15 protein-coding genes are annotated in these 16,406 nt (G+C 37.2%); 12 read left to right on the forward strand and 3 right to left on the reverse strand.

From position 1 onward, the window contains the following. Position 1 precedes the first annotated feature (1 nt). A complete protein-coding gene (locus ACY3XC_RS05820; protein ID WP_464867692.1) occupies positions 2-742 on the reverse strand; it encodes a YqcI/YcgG family protein in 741 nt (246 codons plus the stop codon). Positions 743-866: 124 nt separating this feature from the next. Here ACY3XC_RS05820 and ACY3XC_RS05825 point away from each other — a divergent pair, with 124 nt between their 5' ends. From ACY3XC_RS05825 to ACY3XC_RS05845, 5 genes are all read left to right on the forward strand, one after another. Then, a complete protein-coding gene (locus ACY3XC_RS05825) occupies positions 867-3,143 on the forward strand; it encodes an ATP-dependent DNA helicase (RefSeq protein WP_464867693.1) in 2,277 nt (758 codons plus the stop codon). Between the two features lie 107 nt (positions 3,144-3,250). Next, positions 3,251-4,030 carry a hypothetical protein gene (locus tag ACY3XC_RS05830; protein WP_464867695.1) on the forward strand — a complete coding sequence of 260 codons (780 nt, stop codon included), beginning with the start codon at positions 3,251-3,253 and terminating at the stop codon, positions 4,028-4,030. A gap of 20 nt (positions 4,031-4,050) precedes the next feature. Then, a complete protein-coding gene (locus ACY3XC_RS05835; protein ID WP_179160748.1) occupies positions 4,051-4,914 on the forward strand; it encodes a DUF3307 domain-containing protein in 864 nt (287 codons plus the stop codon). An 85-nt stretch (positions 4,915-4,999) separates the two neighbouring features. Beyond that, complete coding sequence (locus ACY3XC_RS05840; RefSeq protein WP_464867696.1) at positions 5,000-5,524, forward strand: type 1 glutamine amidotransferase domain-containing protein; 525 nt, start codon at positions 5,000-5,002, stop codon at positions 5,522-5,524. A gap of 85 nt (positions 5,525-5,609) precedes the next feature. Next, complete coding sequence (locus ACY3XC_RS05845; RefSeq protein WP_464867698.1) at positions 5,610-5,882, forward strand: DUF1292 domain-containing protein; 273 nt, start codon at positions 5,610-5,612, stop codon at positions 5,880-5,882. 47 nt (positions 5,883-5,929) lie between these two features. Here the strand turns inward: ACY3XC_RS05845 and ACY3XC_RS05850 are convergent, their stop codons facing one another. Together ACY3XC_RS05850 and ACY3XC_RS05855 are read right to left on the reverse strand one after the other, a co-directional pair. Further along, positions 5,930-6,304: a hypothetical protein gene (locus ACY3XC_RS05850; protein ID WP_464867699.1), complete on the reverse strand. Its 375-nt coding sequence runs from the start codon at positions 6,302-6,304 to the stop codon at positions 5,930-5,932. A 99-nt stretch (positions 6,305-6,403) separates the two neighbouring features. Continuing rightward, a complete protein-coding gene (locus ACY3XC_RS05855) occupies positions 6,404-7,828 on the reverse strand; it encodes a sigma-54 interaction domain-containing protein (RefSeq protein WP_464867700.1) in 1,425 nt (474 codons plus the stop codon). Positions 7,829-8,034: 206 nt separating this feature from the next. Here ACY3XC_RS05855 and pruA point away from each other — a divergent pair, with 206 nt between their 5' ends. The 7 genes from pruA to ACY3XC_RS05890 all read left to right on the forward strand — a co-directional run bounded on the left by pruA (position 8,035) and on the right by ACY3XC_RS05890 (position 16,174). Continuing rightward, positions 8,035-9,579, forward strand: a complete 1,545-nt coding sequence (gene pruA, locus ACY3XC_RS05860) for an L-glutamate gamma-semialdehyde dehydrogenase (protein WP_464867701.1) — start codon at positions 8,035-8,037, stop codon at positions 9,577-9,579. 12 nt (positions 9,580-9,591) lie between these two features. Beyond that, the gene (locus ACY3XC_RS05865; protein ID WP_464867702.1) at positions 9,592-10,794 is read left to right on the forward strand and encodes an ornithine--oxo-acid transaminase; all 1,203 of its coding nucleotides are present in this window, start codon (positions 9,592-9,594) and stop codon (positions 10,792-10,794) included. A 58-nt stretch (positions 10,795-10,852) separates the two neighbouring features. Next, positions 10,853-12,127 carry a Glu/Leu/Phe/Val family dehydrogenase gene (locus ACY3XC_RS05870; RefSeq protein ID WP_464868043.1) on the forward strand — a complete coding sequence of 425 codons (1,275 nt, stop codon included), beginning with the start codon at positions 10,853-10,855 and terminating at the stop codon, positions 12,125-12,127. A 239-nt stretch (positions 12,128-12,366) separates the two neighbouring features. Next, a complete protein-coding gene (locus ACY3XC_RS05875; protein WP_464867704.1) occupies positions 12,367-13,089 on the forward strand; it encodes an amino acid ABC transporter ATP-binding protein in 723 nt (240 codons plus the stop codon). A gap of 22 nt (positions 13,090-13,111) precedes the next feature. Then, positions 13,112-13,906 (forward strand): transporter substrate-binding domain-containing protein, encoded by a 795-nt coding sequence (locus tag ACY3XC_RS05880; RefSeq protein WP_464867705.1) that lies wholly within the window; start codon positions 13,112-13,114, stop codon positions 13,904-13,906. Positions 13,907-13,949: 43 nt separating this feature from the next. Then, on the forward strand, positions 13,950-14,642 hold the full coding sequence (locus ACY3XC_RS05885; RefSeq protein ID WP_464867706.1) for an amino acid ABC transporter permease: 693 nt from the start codon (positions 13,950-13,952) through the stop codon (positions 14,640-14,642). A gap of 161 nt (positions 14,643-14,803) precedes the next feature. After that, positions 14,804-16,174 (forward strand): sigma-54 interaction domain-containing protein, encoded by a 1,371-nt coding sequence (locus ACY3XC_RS05890; RefSeq protein ID WP_464867707.1) that lies wholly within the window; start codon positions 14,804-14,806, stop codon positions 16,172-16,174. Positions 16,175-16,406 lie beyond the last annotated feature (232 nt).

Consider the following 16,406-nt stretch of genomic DNA (forward strand, 5'->3'; position numbering starts at 1 on the left):
TTCATTCTTGTTCTCTATTTTTTTTATGAAAGGGGCATTTTGATAATGTTGTTTCATCGTCCCGGAGGAAATATTGTTTCCATTCATAGTTATCTTTTTGCCCATATGTGTTTAAATCAGGATGAATCGAAATGGAATCATAATTGGTTAATCTGTCTCTTATTTTTGTTTTTATTTTTTCAGCCTGTAGGGGTGATGATGTGAATTTTTCTAGTACCCATCTAGGCGTTATCGCTAGCATGAAATAGGGGAAATGGCGGCTATTTCGATTAATGTGCGAAGGAGTCGCGCAGTACATAAAGTATTGTTCGCCGTGAAAGCAAAATTCCCACAAGCTTTGCATTGGATTGGCGGGAATATGCCGCGGCCATTCCACTTCATCGAGTTTGCTGAGCTGAATCAGTTGTTCCCAAAACAACTGTTCAAATTGTTCTACTGAGGGATTCCCGGCTCTTTCTGGAGAAGGCTCGTAAAAAATGACTAATGATGTATAGGTACCAATAGATTTATAAATACTCAAGTAATCCTTTAACACAGCTGCCAATTCTTTGGATGTTATTGATTTTTCTGGATTTGATACAAATCCAAAGCAAAACCGATTTAATTGATATCCCGTTGTCGCTGGAATACATGGAAAAGGTTTTTCTTTATCGATCATTTTCTCATCGAATTTGTTAATGGCATCTTTTTTCCAGGCTTCAAGCTCCATATAGTGAACGTTTTCCTTAGTAACTAAATACATATCCTTACTCCTCTCCACATTAGATTATGTGAGAGTAGATTTTCGAGTGAGTGTCCCAAAATGCTTGGGATTCTGTTATAATTTTTATACAAACATATATTCTGATTTTGAGCAGGTGATATTCTTGTCAAATACCATTCAAATAGCGGTTAGAACGCTCGTGGAACATGTTTATAGCAGTGGAAGTATTGATTCTAGATTCAGGTCACAGTCCACGATGTTAGAGGGAACGAGAATTCACCAAAAAATCCAACGTACCTATCAAGAATCTGATCAAAAGGAGGTCTATCTTCGAGCAGACTTCCCCGTCAAGGACCTTATTTTTTCAATTGATGGAAGATGCGATGGATTATTGTACCGGGATGGAGAAGTGATTATCGATGAAATTAAATCCACTTCACAGAACTTAGAATATCTGGGAGATGACGGCCTTCCCGTCCATTGGGCTCAAGCTAAAATGTACGCGTATATATATGCAAAGGATCAACATTTACAGGAGATATCTGTACAGCTTACATATGTACAGGTTGAAAGTGATGAAAAGAGGCTTTTGAAAAAATGCTTTTCCATTGCTGATCTAGAGGGGTTTGTTCAGGAAGTAGCAGAGAGCTATTATCCCTATGCAAAATTTCTGCATGATCATCGGAAAGAACGAAATGAGAGCAGTAAACAATTGGTTTTTCCATTTGAAACCTACCGTTCTGGCCAAAGGAAATTAGCTGGTGGTGTTTATAAGACTATTTCTGATGAAAAGAGTTTGTTTGTAAAAGCACCAACTGGGATTGGTAAGACAATATCCACCTTGTTCCCAGCAATCAAAGCGATTGGAGAAGGGCACTTAAATCGAATATTTTATCTTACCGCTAAGACCATAACACGGACTACCGCGGAAGAGGCGGTCGGCCGAATGGAGTCCTGCGGGCTTTGTTTGAAATATGTTACGATTACAGCCAAAGACAAGGTTTGCTTTAAGGATGAAACAAAATGTCAAAAGGATTATTGTGAATTTGCTGATGGGTATTATGATCGAATAAATGAGGCCATTTTAGATATCGCAGCCAATGAAAACTGTATGAATCGTGAGGTAATTGAAAACTATGCGCGTAAACATACCGTTTGTCCTTTTGAATTCTCTCTTGATCTTGCGTATGTTGCTGATGCTGTTATTTGTGATTACAATTATATTTTTGACCCGCGTGTATCATTAAAGCGCCTGTTCGAAGAGCAAAAGAAGTCCACACTTTTATTAATTGATGAAGCACATAATCTAGTTGATCGTGGTAGAGAGATGTTCTCTGCCTCACTTAACAAAGAGTTATTTCTTCAATTGAAAAAGGAGTTTAAAACCGTCAATAAAGTAATTTATGAGAGTGTTTCAAAAATCAATTCTTGGTTTATTTCTTTGAAAAAGAACGGCAGTGAGTTGAATGGATTTACCTTAGACCAGTTAGACGAAGAATTGGTACTGCTGCTGAACCATTTTAAAGAAGAGGCAGAAATCGTTTTATTAAAAGAAACTTCTCCTACCCTTTTGGAGCTGTACTTCCAGGTGAATTCTTTCTTGAAAATAGTTGATTTACTCGATGATCACTATGTTATCTATGGAGAAAAGAACAAAAACGATGTAACCCTAAAGCTATTTTGTATTGATCCATCAAAATTGCTTCAGAAAATGGGAAAAGGCTATCGCTCGAAGGTGTTTTTTTCAGCAACACTTTCACCTCTTTCTTATTATCAGGATATTCTTGGCGGTCAAGATGAGGATTATTTACTTTCGATACCTTCGCCATTTAAAGAGGAACAGACGGATATTTTTATAAAGCCGTTATCGACTAGATATCGAGACCGAGAGAGAACGAAGCCAGCCATTGTAACCATGATTCATTCCTTAGTTCAAAATCGGCCAGGAAATTATTTAATCTTTTTCCCTTCCTATCAATATTTGCTTGCTGTATATGATGAGTTTATTAAAGAATTTCCAGAGACTAATACCTTGCTTCAAGGTGCAGGAATGTCTGAGGAGGAAAGGGAAGAATTTTTGAAAAAGTTCAAACCCAATCAACCTGAGACATTAATTGGATTCGCCGTTCTTGGCGGAGTCTTTTCAGAAGGAGTGGATTTAAAGGGTGATCGCTTAAATGGTGTGGTGGTTGTGGGTGTAGGTCTTCCACAGCTTTGTTATGAACGGAATCTTATTAAAGATCATTTTAACAAAAAGGAAAGAAACGGTTATGACTATGCCTATGTTTATCCCGGTATGAATAAAGTGTTACAGGCTGGCGGGAGATTAATTCGCTCGGAAGAGGACCATGGGACCATTGTTTTGGTAGATGATCGATTTCTACAAAGACAATATCAAGACCTTATCCCCCAAGAATGGAGAAGTTTTGTTGTTATTTAATTCCCGATGTTAGATAGGTTTATCAACCAAAGCATATGTTTGACTATTTACTCTAACTTTTATAAAATTAGACTATATAATCTAATTTTGTAATAAAGGAGTAAAATATGAACTATCCTATCTCAATCTTTATTCTCGATGTCAGTAACTCTTCGTCTGGTGACATGGGAGATAAATTGACTAATTACTTAGATGAGTTGGTATGCTGGGTTAACGTTTGGTCTGAGAAAATCGGTCATGTTAAAGTAAAGCACAGAGCGGGCGATGAGATCATCTTTGCTGGTTATGGATATTCCACTGCTTATATTTTGGCCTTTTTTATAAGCAGGATTTGGAAATACCGTGATCATCCGCCATATATTGGCTTGTCTTTTGGTGATAGTGACAAAGAGTTAGAGGAAGTAGATATAGAGAAGTGGATCCATCCCTTAATCAAACAGGCAAGGTATGCGAATGATTTATTGAAGGAGGAACAAGTAAGACCTTTATTTAAGTTTGAACTTGATCAATTTTATCAAAATCCAGGTTTTCAGTATAATCAGTTTCGGTCAGAGTTTGAAATATTAATAAATTCATTATTACGTGTCCAGTTACTCATGATGAAGGGTCAAACACAAATTCAGGAGCAGGTTTGTACATTTTACCTTATTTTGGAGCAGCAAAAAGCAGTAGGAAAACTGCTCGGGAAAACGGCACCAACTATCTCTAGCCATTATAAAAAAGGGAAAAGTGAAGAAATACTAACTGTTTTTTATCAATTGATTACCATCCTTGACTCTCTACAGGAAAAATCTTATCGTGATAATCCGGTAAAACCACAAGCTTTAAGTTCAGCATTAATGGAATCAATTAGAAATCATTTAAAAATAAATTTGATAAAGCAATGACCCAATAGAGAGGAGTATTCATGTTATTATTTTGCCTTATTCTCGCCCATCTCATTGCAGACTTTTATCTGCAAACAGATGAAATGGTAAAGGATAAAATCAATTATATTAAGAAGCATATCGGCCACCATTTTCTGATGAATGGACTAGTGCTGATTGTCTTTTACATGTTTAATAATAAAGAAATCGGTATTATTAACAACCTAATTATCCTATTACTATTTATCGGTATTAGCCATTATTTCATTGATTTTCTAAAAATTAAGCTCCAGAATACCATCAAATTTAGTAACGAAGAAAACTTAAATCAGGTAAGTTTCTTTATTATTGATCAACTGCTGCATCTAGTTTGTATTTTGCTTGCTGGGCAGTTCTTTTTAGGGATAGATCTTGCAGGAATTCATAAATTTTTTCTGGATGGGGAAAAATTGAGCACCGTAAACGCTGTGTTATTCACCCTTATCGTGATTATTTTCGCAACGACTGTAAGCGGGTATTTAATAAAGATTCTTTTAGGCTCTTTGCCTAATCAGCTATTAACCTTCGAAGGTAAATATACGTTTAAAAATGAAAGACAAGAAGCTCTATATACAAAGAATTATAATGGGAATAGGGCGTTGGCTGAGGAATACAACTATACGATTTTTGGCAAGCATGATCTTTCACGTGGGAAATTAATTGGCTACCTTGAGAGATTACTAGTTTTAGTTTTAACCTTTTACAGTGCTTATCCAGCGATTGGCTTTATCGTAGCAGCCAAGTCCATTGCGCGATTCAAACAAATGGATGACCGGAACTGGGCAGAATACTTTCTATTGGGTACACTTACATCGATGTTCATAGGAATTACCCTTGGTATCCTGTTGCGGGAAGTTTTAACGTAGACACCACTGATTATTAGAAGAGTGGTGTCTTTTTGTTGGTTTGGACTTTTTATGTCATAATAACTGGAAGGAGGAGGGAAGTATTATGCGTTTAGAAGGTAAGAAAGTTGTTAGTCTTGTCCATCATGATTTTGAAGATCTTGAGCTATGGTATCCAATACTCAGATTAAGAGAAGAGGGAGCCGTTGTTCACTTAGCGGGTGAAAAGGCGGGGGAAGAGTACATAGGAAAATATGGTGTTCCGGCTAAATCAGATTACTCCTATAGTGATATCAAAGGGGAGGATTACGATGCCATTCTGGTGCCAGGAGGCTGGGCACCAGATAAGATTCGCCGCTTTCCTGAAGTACTTTCACTGCTTCAGTATTTCGAAGAAAAGCACAAGCCGATTGGACAAATCTGCCATGCTGGCTGGGTATTAATTTCGGCAAAAATTTTGCAGGGTAAAAAGGTAACTAGTACGCCCGGAATTAGGGATGATATGGAAAATGCGGGTGCAACCTGGTATGATGAACCGGTTGTGGTTGATGGACACCTCGTCTCTAGCAGACGACCGCCAGATTTACCAGATTATTTGCGGGAGTTTATTAAGGTAATCGAGCAAAAATAAGTGATCTCTAGGCATTTTTTTCAGCTTTTTTAGAGATACTGATTGAATGAAATGCTTATTCTTAAAATGAGAGGGAGAATATAACATGGCTAATATTGAAGTAGGCGAAGTGTTTACGATTAGTGATGAAACAGAGCAGGAGCAGGAAGTAGAAGTACTGGCTTCCATCAATATAGAAGGTACCAATTATGTGGCGGTAGGATTTGTCGAAGATATTAAAGAAGAAACGGAAGACGACATTGATATTTTCTTTCTAAAAGTCGACGAGGATGGAGATTTAATGGCCATCGAAAGCGATGAGGAATTTGATAAAGTTTCTACTGCTTTTGATGAGATTATGGATGAGGAAGAAGAATAATCAATAAAAAGGAAAAGCTGGCTTTTGCCAGCTTTTCTTGATAAAAGTTATTCAACATGTGTTTCTGATGGAAACACACCCATAAAATTACCTTCTATAAAACCTGCTGTCATTTCTACACCATCTTCTGTAAATATAGGTATACTTATAATGATTACACCATTCCAAGTAATATTTCTTATCACCTCAACTGAATGTACACCATCCCATAAAAATCCATTATTAATAATAAAATTTTTCGCTTCTTTAAACTGATTACTTTTTAATAGGTTCGACACTATAATATTCTTTTCTACACCGGTAATTTCTTCAGTTATACATTCACACAAATGATTTTCTTCTGCCTGTACAGAAGCCCCGGCGTTTGTAGAAATCAATAAAACAACCAAGCTCATAAATAAAACGGATAAAATTTTCTTCATTCATTCTCCTCCTTTTTTGGTCTACTTATATATTCCTTTATTTATCGACATTTTCCTTCAAATACTTTGAATAATTTCCGACATTTTTAGAATATCTTGTTAATCTTGCTTTATTTTCAGTTTTTTCATCCGATATTGAAGGCTTTGACGGCTTAATCCTAGTACATCTGCAGTTTTTGAAATATTGTAATCATTATTTTTCCAGACATGTTCAATATAGGACTTTTCAAAGTATTCCATTTGCTCCTTTAGTGAAGCTGTCATATCGGTTCGTTCTTTCAAAAACATATCCACGGAGACAGAAGGAGTGTTCCTTTCTCTTACATGCAATTTGCTGCGATATTGAAACGGGAGATGCGAGTATCCAATGATTTCTTCATCCTCCATAATAATATTCATCGCCGCTTCAATAATATGTTCAAGCTCTCGAACATTCCCGTGCCAATCATACTCCCAAAATGATTGTTTCACCTCTTCTGATAAGCCCTTTACATTCATTTGAAAACGGTCATTGTATTTCTTGATAAAATGTTGGACAAGGGGTGGAATATCCTCTTTACGCTCTCTTAAAGGCGGAATAAAGACAGTAACAACTCCAAGACGATAATATAAGTCTTTACGCAAATGATTATTGGTTATTGCATCAATTGGGTCCTCGTTGGTATTTGCAATCACCCGAACATCAATTGGGGTATCCTTTGTATCCCCGACCCGGCGGATGGTTTTTTCTTGAAGTGCACGAAGCAATTTAGCCTGAAGATTTAGAGTAAGTGAATTAATCTCATCCAGTAACAAGGTACCGCCATTTGCCTGTTCAAATAATCCTGGCTGATCAATCGCCCCAGTAAAGGCACCGCGCTTGGTCCCGAATAGAAGACTTTCTATTAAATTATCAGGCAATGCCGCGCAGTTTTGAGATATGAAAGGGCCGGAAAATCGGCTGCTTGCATTATGAATACTCTGTGCAAACAATTCTTTTCCAGTTCCAGTTTCTCCCACAATTAAGACGTAAGAAGAGGTCCGTGCTGCACGCTTGGCACCTTCAATCACTTCCTTAATAGCTGTACTGTTTCCTGTAATACTATCAAAGGTGTATCTTGTATTTCCTTTACGTGTGATATTCCCTTTCATTAAACGTTCCAGCTTTGTCACATCATTGGCGATTTCAACTGCACCCAGCAGCTCTTCGTTTTCATAAATAGGAATCGTATTGTTGTTGGTGGTAATTTCACGGCCTTTGTTATTAAAATAAGTTTGTTTAACATTCTTTGTCTCTTTTCTATCTTGGAGCGCTTTTACAAGTGTACTAGATTGATCTTCTTTAAACATAAAGACGTCTAATAAATTTTTATTCATAACATCTAGGATGTCCATCGATTCCATTTGGGCCATTTTATTATTATAGATAACCGTATTCCCCGAAGCATCTACTGCATGGACCCCAACATCCACTTCGTCCAAAATCCTTTTATACATCGAATTAAGATATTGCAAATATTGGATGGTCATTTTCATATTTTCCATGAGAGTATTCCCCTTATTGTTTATGTTTCTATTAAAACAGAAAATGCTAAACAGTGCAAAATATTTTTGCGTTTCGAAGTAATTAATAATTTTGCGCAAAAATATTTTGCAGTAAATAATATAAAAACCTTATTTATATAGCATTTTACATTTGGCACGATACTTGCATTATTATATTTTGAACAAACATCAAGGGGGAAAAATGAATGAAACCGTATACGCATGAACCATTTACTAATTTTGCAGATGAAACAAATAAACAAGCATTTCAACAAGCTCTTTCCTACGTTCAATCTCAGCTAGGAAAGGAATATCCAGTTGTGATTGGCGGAGAATCTATTACAACTGATAAAAAAATTCAATCTATTAATCCAGCAAATAAAGAAGAAGTCATCGGCAGTGTTTCCATGGCAGACCAAGAACTTGCGGAAAAGGCAATGCAAACGGCATTAGCTGCATTCGAATCTTGGAAAAAGTGGAAGCCTGAACACCGTGCCAACATCCTATTCCGTGCTGCAGCTATGTTACGTCGCCGTAAACATGAATTTTCTGCTTATCTTGTAAAAGAAGCTGGAAAGCCATGGAAGGAAGCGGATGCAGATACAGCTGAAGCGATTGATTTTATCGAGTATTACGGTCGTCAAATGCTGCGTGTTAAAGAAGGTTTTCCTGTTCAAAGCCGTGATGGTGAATACAATCAATATCACTACATTCCACTAGGCGTGGGGATCATTATTTCACCATTTAACTTCCCATTGGCAATTATGGCTGGAACAACCGTTGCAGCTATTGTTTCTGGAAACACGGTTCTTCTCAAGCCTGCAAACTCAACACCAATTGTAGCTGCAAAATTTGTAGAGCTTATGCATGAGGCTGGATTGCCAAAGGGAGTATTAAACTTTGTACCTGGCAGCGGAGCTCAAATTGGAGATTATCTAGTGGATCATCCAAAAACGCGTTTCGTATCCTTCACTGGTTCCCGTGAGGTAGGCTGCCGAATCAATGAACGAGCTGCAAAAGTTAATCCAGGGCAAATTTGGATTAAACGCGTGATTGCTGAAATGGGCGGTAAAGACACGGTTGTTGTCGATAAAGAGGCTGACTTAGAATTAGCAGCAGCTAGTATTGTTTACTCCGCTTTTGGATTCTCTGGTCAAAAATGTTCAGCAGGCTCCCGAGCGGTTGTTCATCAAGATGTTTATGACGAAGTACTTGAAAAAGCTGTTGCGTTAACAAAGACACTTACACTTGGTAACCCAGAAGACCTATCTAATTATATGGGTCCAGTGATTGATGAAAAATCATTTAAGAAAATCATGAATTATATCGAAGTCGGTAAACAAGAAGGAAAATTAATGACTGGTGGAGAAGGCGATGACTCCAAGGGTTACTATATTCAACCAACGATTGTCGCAGATTTAGATGAAAATTCTCGAATCATGCAAGAGGAGATTTTTGGACCAGTTGTTGGTTTCTCGAAAGCTCGTGATTTCGACCATATGATGAAAATTGCTAATAACACAGACTACGGACTAACAGGTGCCTTAATTTCTAATAACCGTGAGCATATTGAACGTGCCCGTGAGGAATTCCATGTAGGAAATCTTTATTTCAACCGTACATGTACAGGAGCTATTGTTGGGTACCAGCCATTTGGCGGCTTCAACATGTCAGGAACCGATTCAAAAGCTGGAGGACCTGATTATTTACTTCTTCACATGCAAGCTAAAACAACATCTGAAACGCTATAAGGAGGAAACAGAATGAATACTACTTTAAATAAAACAACAGAAATTATTGAGCAAACACAAAAATTTGGTGCTAATAACTATCATCCACTGCCAATCGTAGTTTCTAAGGCGGAGGGAGTTTGGGTTGAAAGTCCAGAAGGAAACCGCTATATGGATATGCTAAGTGCCTATTCTGCGGTAAACCAAGGACACCGTCATCCAAAAATCATTCAAGCATTAAAAGACCAAGCTGATAAAGTAACATTAACGTCACGCGCATTCCATAATGATCAGCTTGGTCCTTGGTATGAAAAAATTTGTAAATTAACGAACAAAGAAATGGCACTTCCAATGAATACTGGTGCAGAAGCAGTAGAAACAGCCATTAAAGCTGCACGCCGCTGGGGCTATGATGTAAAAGGAATAGCTGAGAATCAAGCTGAAATTATTGCTTGTACAGGCAACTTCCATGGACGGACAATGGGTGCTGTTTCATTATCCTCTGATCCTGAATATAAGCGCGGTTTTGGACCGATGCTTCCTGGAATTAATCTAATTCCTTATGGAGATCTTGAAGCATTAAAAGCAGCTATCACACCTAATACGGCAGCATTCTTAATTGAGCCGATTCAAGGTGAAGCGGGAATCATTTTACCTCCGGATGGATTCTTAAAAGCAGCGTCTGACTTATGTAATGAAAACAATGTATTATTTATTGCAGATGAAATTCAAGTCGGCTTGGCGCGTACAGGAAAAATGTTTGCGACAGATTGGGAAGAAGTAAACCCTGACATGTTAATTTTAGGAAAAGCACTTGGTGGCGGAGTATTCCCGATTTCTTGTGTTGTTGCCAATTCTGATATATTGGGAGTATTTAATCCAGGTTCACATGGTTCTACTTTCGGAGGAAATCCACTCGCTTGTGCAGTATCACTTGCAGCATTAGAAGTAATCGAGGAAGAAAAACTTGCAGAACGTTCACTTGAATTAGGTAACTACTTCCTAGACCAATTAAAAACGATCAATAATCCTATGATTAAAGAAATAAGAGGCAGAGGTTTATTTATTGGTGTGGAGCTGACAGAAGAAGCAAGACCTTTCTGCGAGCAATTAAAAGAAGAGGGTTTATTATGTAAAGAAACACATGATACCGTTATTCGCTTCGCGCCTCCGCTTATCATTACAAAGGAAGAAATTGATTGGGCAGTAGAGAAAATCGCAAAGGTTTTAGCTTAAGAACTTTATTTCCATATTACTAAACTAAGAGGTGTCAGGCATGTCTGTTAAGACTGTGATGAATGAAATGTCAAAAGAGCAGCAAAAGGAAAAAGAATCTTTAAACTTATTCTACTCTACGCAAACCGTCATACAAGAAGCATTAACGAAGTTAGGGTACAATAGCGAAATGTATGAATTATTAAAAGAACCGATTCGTTTATTAACCGTCCGAATTCCGGTGCGAATGGATGATGGCACGGTAAAAGTATTTACCGGATATCGTTCACAGCATAATGATGCGGTTGGACCAACAAAGGGCGGCGTTCGCTTTCATCCTGATGTGGATGAAGCGGAGGTAAAAGCCTTATCGATTTGGATGAGTTTAAAGTGTGGGATTACGAACCTTCCATATGGCGGCGGTAAAGGCGGTATCATTTGTGACCCAAGAAAGATGTCATTCAGAGAGCTTGAGAGATTAAGCCGAGGTTATGTTCGTGCGATTAGTCAGATTGTTGGGCCAACAAAAGATATTCCTGCACCGGATGTTTATACCAACTCACAAATTATGGCATGGATGATGGATGAATATAGTCGTCTCCGTGAGTTTGACTCTCCAGGATTTATTACTGGTAAACCTCTTGTATTAGGTGGCTCTCATGGACGTGAAACCGCAACTGCCCGTGGTGTGACTATGTGTATAAACGAAGCGGTTAAGAAAAAAGGAAAAGAGTTAATCGGGGCTCGAGTGGTCATCCAAGGTTTTGGAAACGCAGGCAGCTACTTAGCTAAATTTATGTATGACGCTGGTGCAAAGGTTGTCGCTGTTTCCGATGTATACGGCGGAGTTTACGATCCAGACGGACTTGATATCAATTATTTACTTGATAGAAGAGATAGTTTCGGTACATTCTCACAGCTGTTTACGGACACAATCAGCAACCAGGAATTACTTGAATTAGACTGTGATATCCTTGTACCTGCTGCGATTTCGAACCAAATCACTGAAGAGAATGCTGCTAACATTAAAGCGAGTATTGTAGTTGAAGCGGCAAATGGACCGACCACTCTTGAAGCAACTAAGATTTTAACAGAGCGTGGAGTTCTTCTTGTTCCGGATATTCTTGCAAGTGCAGGCGGGGTTACGGTTTCTTATTTTGAATGGGTACAAAACAATCAGGGTTACTATTGGTCTGAAGAAGAGGTCATGGAAAAGCTTGAGAAGGTAATGGTTAGTTCTTTTGACACAATTTATCAACAGTCTCAGACTCATCAAGTTGATATGCGTTTAGCAGCATATATGATTGGGATTAAGAGAGTAGCAGAAGCATCCCAATTCAGAGGCTGGGTTTAATATTGAATCTATCAAAATACTCTTTCCTATTAGTAGGAAAGGGTATTTTTTTATTTAGATAGTAAAATTTTTTACAGTAAGTAAAATATCTTTTACTAGATTTCACCTAGATTCAGATAATAGGCTATTAAATACACAGTTCTAAAGATTTAGAAAATTGGCACAAAAATTGCATTAATAATTGAAGTGTAAAAACCTTCAATATGTACATATGCGGGGGAAGGAAATGGGGTCAAGAGATGATAAAACTAAAAAAAGTAGTTAAATCCTTTGGAGATTTAACCGTTTTAAAGGGAGTAGATTTAACCGTCAGGGAGAAAGAAGTGGTGGTTTTAATTGGTGCCAGCGGCTCAGGGAAAAGTACATTGCTTCGGTGCATTAATTTCTTAGAAATATTAAATCAGGGGGAAATACAGATCCAAGGTGAACAAATTTCACCAGCTAAAACAGACTTAAATAAGGTTCGTGAAGAAGTGGGAATGGTCTTTCAACACTTTAATTTGTTTCCTCATAAAACAGTCCTGGAAAATATTATTGAAGCACCTGTCTATGTAAGAAAAGTGAATGCAGAGGAAGCCAAAAAGCATGCGTACACCCTGCTTGATAAAGTCGGTTTAAGAGACAAAGCGGATGTCTATCCTGATAGTCTGTCTGGAGGGCAAAAGCAAAGGGTAGCCATCGCGAGGGCTCTGGCTATGAAACCAAAAATCATGTTATTTGATGAACCTACATCAGCACTTGATCCCGAATTAGTTGGTGAGGTCCTGCAAGTAATGAAACAGCTGGCAAATGATGGGATGACAATGGTTGTGGTTACACATGAGATGGGGTTTGCACGTGAAGTTGCAGACTCAGTTGCCTTTATGCATGACGGGCAGATTTTAGAGCAGGAACACCCTAAGAATTTCTTCGATCATCCGCAAAACGAAAGAACAAAACAGTTTTTAAGTAGTATCTTATAAAATAATTCTGGGGGTATTTTAAATGAAAAAGAAAAGTCTTAGTAGTATTTTAGCAGCCCTTTTACTAGTTTCTATCGTCCTTGCAGGATGTGGTTCTAAAAAAGAAGAAGCAAACAGTGCACCAAAACAAGAAGAGTTCGTCTATGCCATGAGCGGTTTATTTAAGCCTTTCAATTATAAAGAAGATGATAAACTTACAGGTTTTGACGTTGAAATTGGTGAAGCTTTAGCGGAAAAAATGGATATGAAACCGAAGGCGATTACATTTCCATTTGAGACAATCATTCAGGGGTTGAGAGATGAAAAGTTTGATGCCATTCTTGGAAGTATGACCGTAACAGAAGAACGTTTAAAGGCAGTTGATTTCACGGATGCTTATTACAAATCAGGCTCTAGAATCTTTGTACGAGATGATAATAATGACATTAAGACAAAAGAAGATTTAAAGGGTAAGAAAATTGGGGTAACACCTGCAACAATCTATGAAAAGCTTGCCAAAGAATTAACAGATGCAGATAAGGTAATGGCCTATTCTCAAGGTGATATGACTGCGTTGATGGATTTAGCTACTGGCCGTGTGGATGCCGTAATTGTTGATGATATTTTTGGAAAAGTAGCAGCTGCTCAAGGAGACCTAAAAGTTAAGCCGGTTGATAAGTTGATGCAAGTCGATAATCAAGCAATTGCTGTAAACAAAGACAACAAAGAATTGACGAAGAAAATCAACCTTGCATTAAAAGAAATCATAGAAGATGGTACTTACGGGGAAATCTCAAAAAAATGGTTTGGATATGATCTAATGGAAACAGAGGAATAAAATTTATGATTGGCAGTAAATTTTTCGACTGGATGTGGTTCACATGCTAGAGATCTTTCTATCAAACTATAACGCACTATTTGAAGCACTGCTTATAACAATAAAGGTGACGGTCAGTTCTCTTTTATTAGGGAGTATCATTGGTCTTGTTTTTGCCTTTTTTAGCATTTCAAATAGTAAACTACTTAACTTCATTGCACAGGGGTATTTAATTCTAGTTCGCGGCACACCGATGATTGTACAAATTTGTATCCTTTATTTTGGAATTTCTTCGATATTAACTTTACCGCAATTTTGGGCAGGAGTAATTGCATTAGCATTCCATAACGGTGCCTATATTTCTGAGATCTTCCGAGGTTCCATTCAATCCATTGATAAAGGGCAGATGGAGGCAGCTCGTTCACTAGGAATGAACTACAAATTGGCAATGAGAAGAATCATCCTGCCGCAGGCATTCAAAAGAGCCATTCCAGCACTTGGAAATCAGTTTATTCTATTGCTCAAGGAATCAGCACTTGTTGCCTATATTGGGATGACTGATTTATGGGGAGCAACCATGTCAATTGCAGGATCCAACTTTAGACCATTAGAAACGTATATCGTGACGGGTTTATTTTACCTTGTTCTTGTGGGATTGTTTACATTTATCTTTGGTAAATTAGAAAAAAGATACGATCCTGAGAAAACAGTGAAACGCAGTATTAAAAGAACGAAAGGAATTACGTTAGAAAGTTAGAGGATTAAACAGTGGATTTCTAAACGGAATCTACTGTTTTTTTGTGTATATTAATATTGTTGTTTTTACGATATACTGGAATAGTAAATATCTCGAATGTTCAAACAAATCGAAATAATTATTCGTGTTAATATGGCTTGTAAATGGGGGGGGGAACTCTTTTGAATATAAATATAGATTATTTTAAGAACTTAACCGATTTTGACAATATTCTTGTTGTTGATGATCAAGGTGTAATCATTTTTTACGATGTCGTCGATCTGAATGTCCTCATACAAATGGGTCTTAGACCAGAGGAGTTTATGGGAAATCATATCACAGCGTTTTATAAAAACCTTACAAATGAAACAAGTACCATCATGAAGGTGTTAAAAGATGGTGAGGCTGTATCCAATGTTAAACAAGAACTAGTAACCAAAAATGGAAATATATTAATAACTGTCAATTCAACCTACCCAATTATAGAAAACGGAAAAATTATTGGAGCTATTGAATTCTCTAAACATTTTTACACGAAGGATAACATCCAATCACTAGATAAATTAGCACACCACAAGGTGTACCGAAGAAATAATACGTACTATACCATTGATGACATCATTAGTGTCAACCCAATGATGGAAAACATTAAAAATAAAATGAAAAGAATTGCGATATCCAATTCAACAGTATTAATCTACGGGGAAACGGGTACTGGGAAGGAAATGGTCGCACAGGCCATTCACAATTTAAGTGATCGGTACGGCAGTCCGTTTATTTCTGTAAATTGCGGGGCTATTCCCCCAAACTTAATGGAAAGCACCTTATTTGGTACGGTTAAGGGCAGTTTTACTGGGGCTGCTGATATGCCAGGTTTATTCGAACAAGCAGAAGGGGGAACCTTGTTTCTAGACGAAGTAAATTCATTAGATATTTTTCTACAAGTAAAGCTATTAAAAGCGATAGAGGAAAAAACAATTAGAAGAATCGGTGGAAATAAAAACATTACGGTAAACATAAGGGTCATTTCGGCAGCAAATGAGGATCCTGATTTCCTAGTCTCTGAGAAAAGATTACGTGCAGATCTCTATTATCGGCTGGGAGTTGTCCAGTTAGATTTACCCCCATTGAACGAGAGAAAAGAAGATATAGAAATATTATTATCCTACTTTATTAATTTCTATAACAACAATATGAATATAGTAATTGAAGGTGTGCAGGAAGAGGTCCGTGAGTGTTTTAATGGTTACAGCTGGCCAGGCAATGTACGGGAACTAAAAAATGCGGTTGAAACGGCATTTAATAACACAACTGCCAATACCATTTCCATTGATGATATCCCTAAAAGAATTAGAGATTTTACTAAGATTCGGTCAGAAAAAGGAAATGATCAATCAAATCAATCTTTGAAAGATGCAGTTGAACAGTATGAAAAAGATCTAATAAGCCGCGAATTGAATCACGTAAACGGAAAAATAACAGAGGCAGCAAAAAAGCTTGGAATCTCTAAACAATTATTAAAATATAAAATAGACAAATACCAACTAAGCTAAATCCTTAAAGTAAAAATATTTTTACGAATGCAGTAAAAATATTTTTACTTTAAGGACGTTTTATCATATTTCCCTGTTGGATAAGTTAGATTTCTGCCCTTTTAATATCTTGGTATAGAACTTGCATAATTATAAATAAAGGAATAATTAATATATTCTAATAACTTATTTTAGGGTGGAGAGAAGGTTTGAAAATTATTTTAAAAATCTAAAGACAACAAAGGGGAGTATT

The sequence above is a fragment of the Bacillus sp. CZDM1 genome (assembly GCF_055502545.1).

Bases quoted from the DNA above. Each gene is read 5' to 3' on its own strand.
- ACY3XC_RS05820 (WP_464867692.1), bottom strand. From the start codon at position 742: ATGTATTTAGTTACTAAGGAAAACGTTCACTATATGGAGCTTGAAGCC.
- ACY3XC_RS05830 (WP_464867695.1), top strand. From the start codon at position 3,251: ATGAACTATCCTATCTCAATCTTTATTCTCGATGTCAGTAACTCTTCG.
- ACY3XC_RS05835 (WP_179160748.1), top strand. From the start codon at position 4,051: ATGTTATTATTTTGCCTTATTCTCGCCCATCTCATTGCAGACTTTTAT.
- ACY3XC_RS05840 (WP_464867696.1), top strand. From the start codon at position 5,000: ATGCGTTTAGAAGGTAAGAAAGTTGTTAGTCTTGTCCATCATGATTTT.
- ACY3XC_RS05845 (WP_464867698.1), top strand. From the start codon at position 5,610: ATGGCTAATATTGAAGTAGGCGAAGTGTTTACGATTAGTGATGAAACA.
- ACY3XC_RS05850 (WP_464867699.1), bottom strand. From the start codon at position 6,304: ATGAAGAAAATTTTATCCGTTTTATTTATGAGCTTGGTTGTTTTATTG.
- ACY3XC_RS05855 (WP_464867700.1), bottom strand. From the start codon at position 7,828: ATGGAAAATATGAAAATGACCATCCAATATTTGCAATATCTTAATTCG.
- pruA (WP_464867701.1), top strand. From the start codon at position 8,035: ATGAAACCGTATACGCATGAACCATTTACTAATTTTGCAGATGAAACA.
- ACY3XC_RS05865 (WP_464867702.1), top strand. From the start codon at position 9,592: ATGAATACTACTTTAAATAAAACAACAGAAATTATTGAGCAAACACAA.
- ACY3XC_RS05870 (WP_464868043.1), top strand. From the start codon at position 10,853: ATGAATGAAATGTCAAAAGAGCAGCAAAAGGAAAAAGAATCTTTAAAC.
- ACY3XC_RS05875 (WP_464867704.1), top strand. From the start codon at position 12,367: ATGATAAAACTAAAAAAAGTAGTTAAATCCTTTGGAGATTTAACCGTT.
- ACY3XC_RS05880 (WP_464867705.1), top strand. From the start codon at position 13,112: ATGAAAAAGAAAAGTCTTAGTAGTATTTTAGCAGCCCTTTTACTAGTT.
- ACY3XC_RS05885 (WP_464867706.1), top strand. From the start codon at position 13,950: ATGCTAGAGATCTTTCTATCAAACTATAACGCACTATTTGAAGCACTG.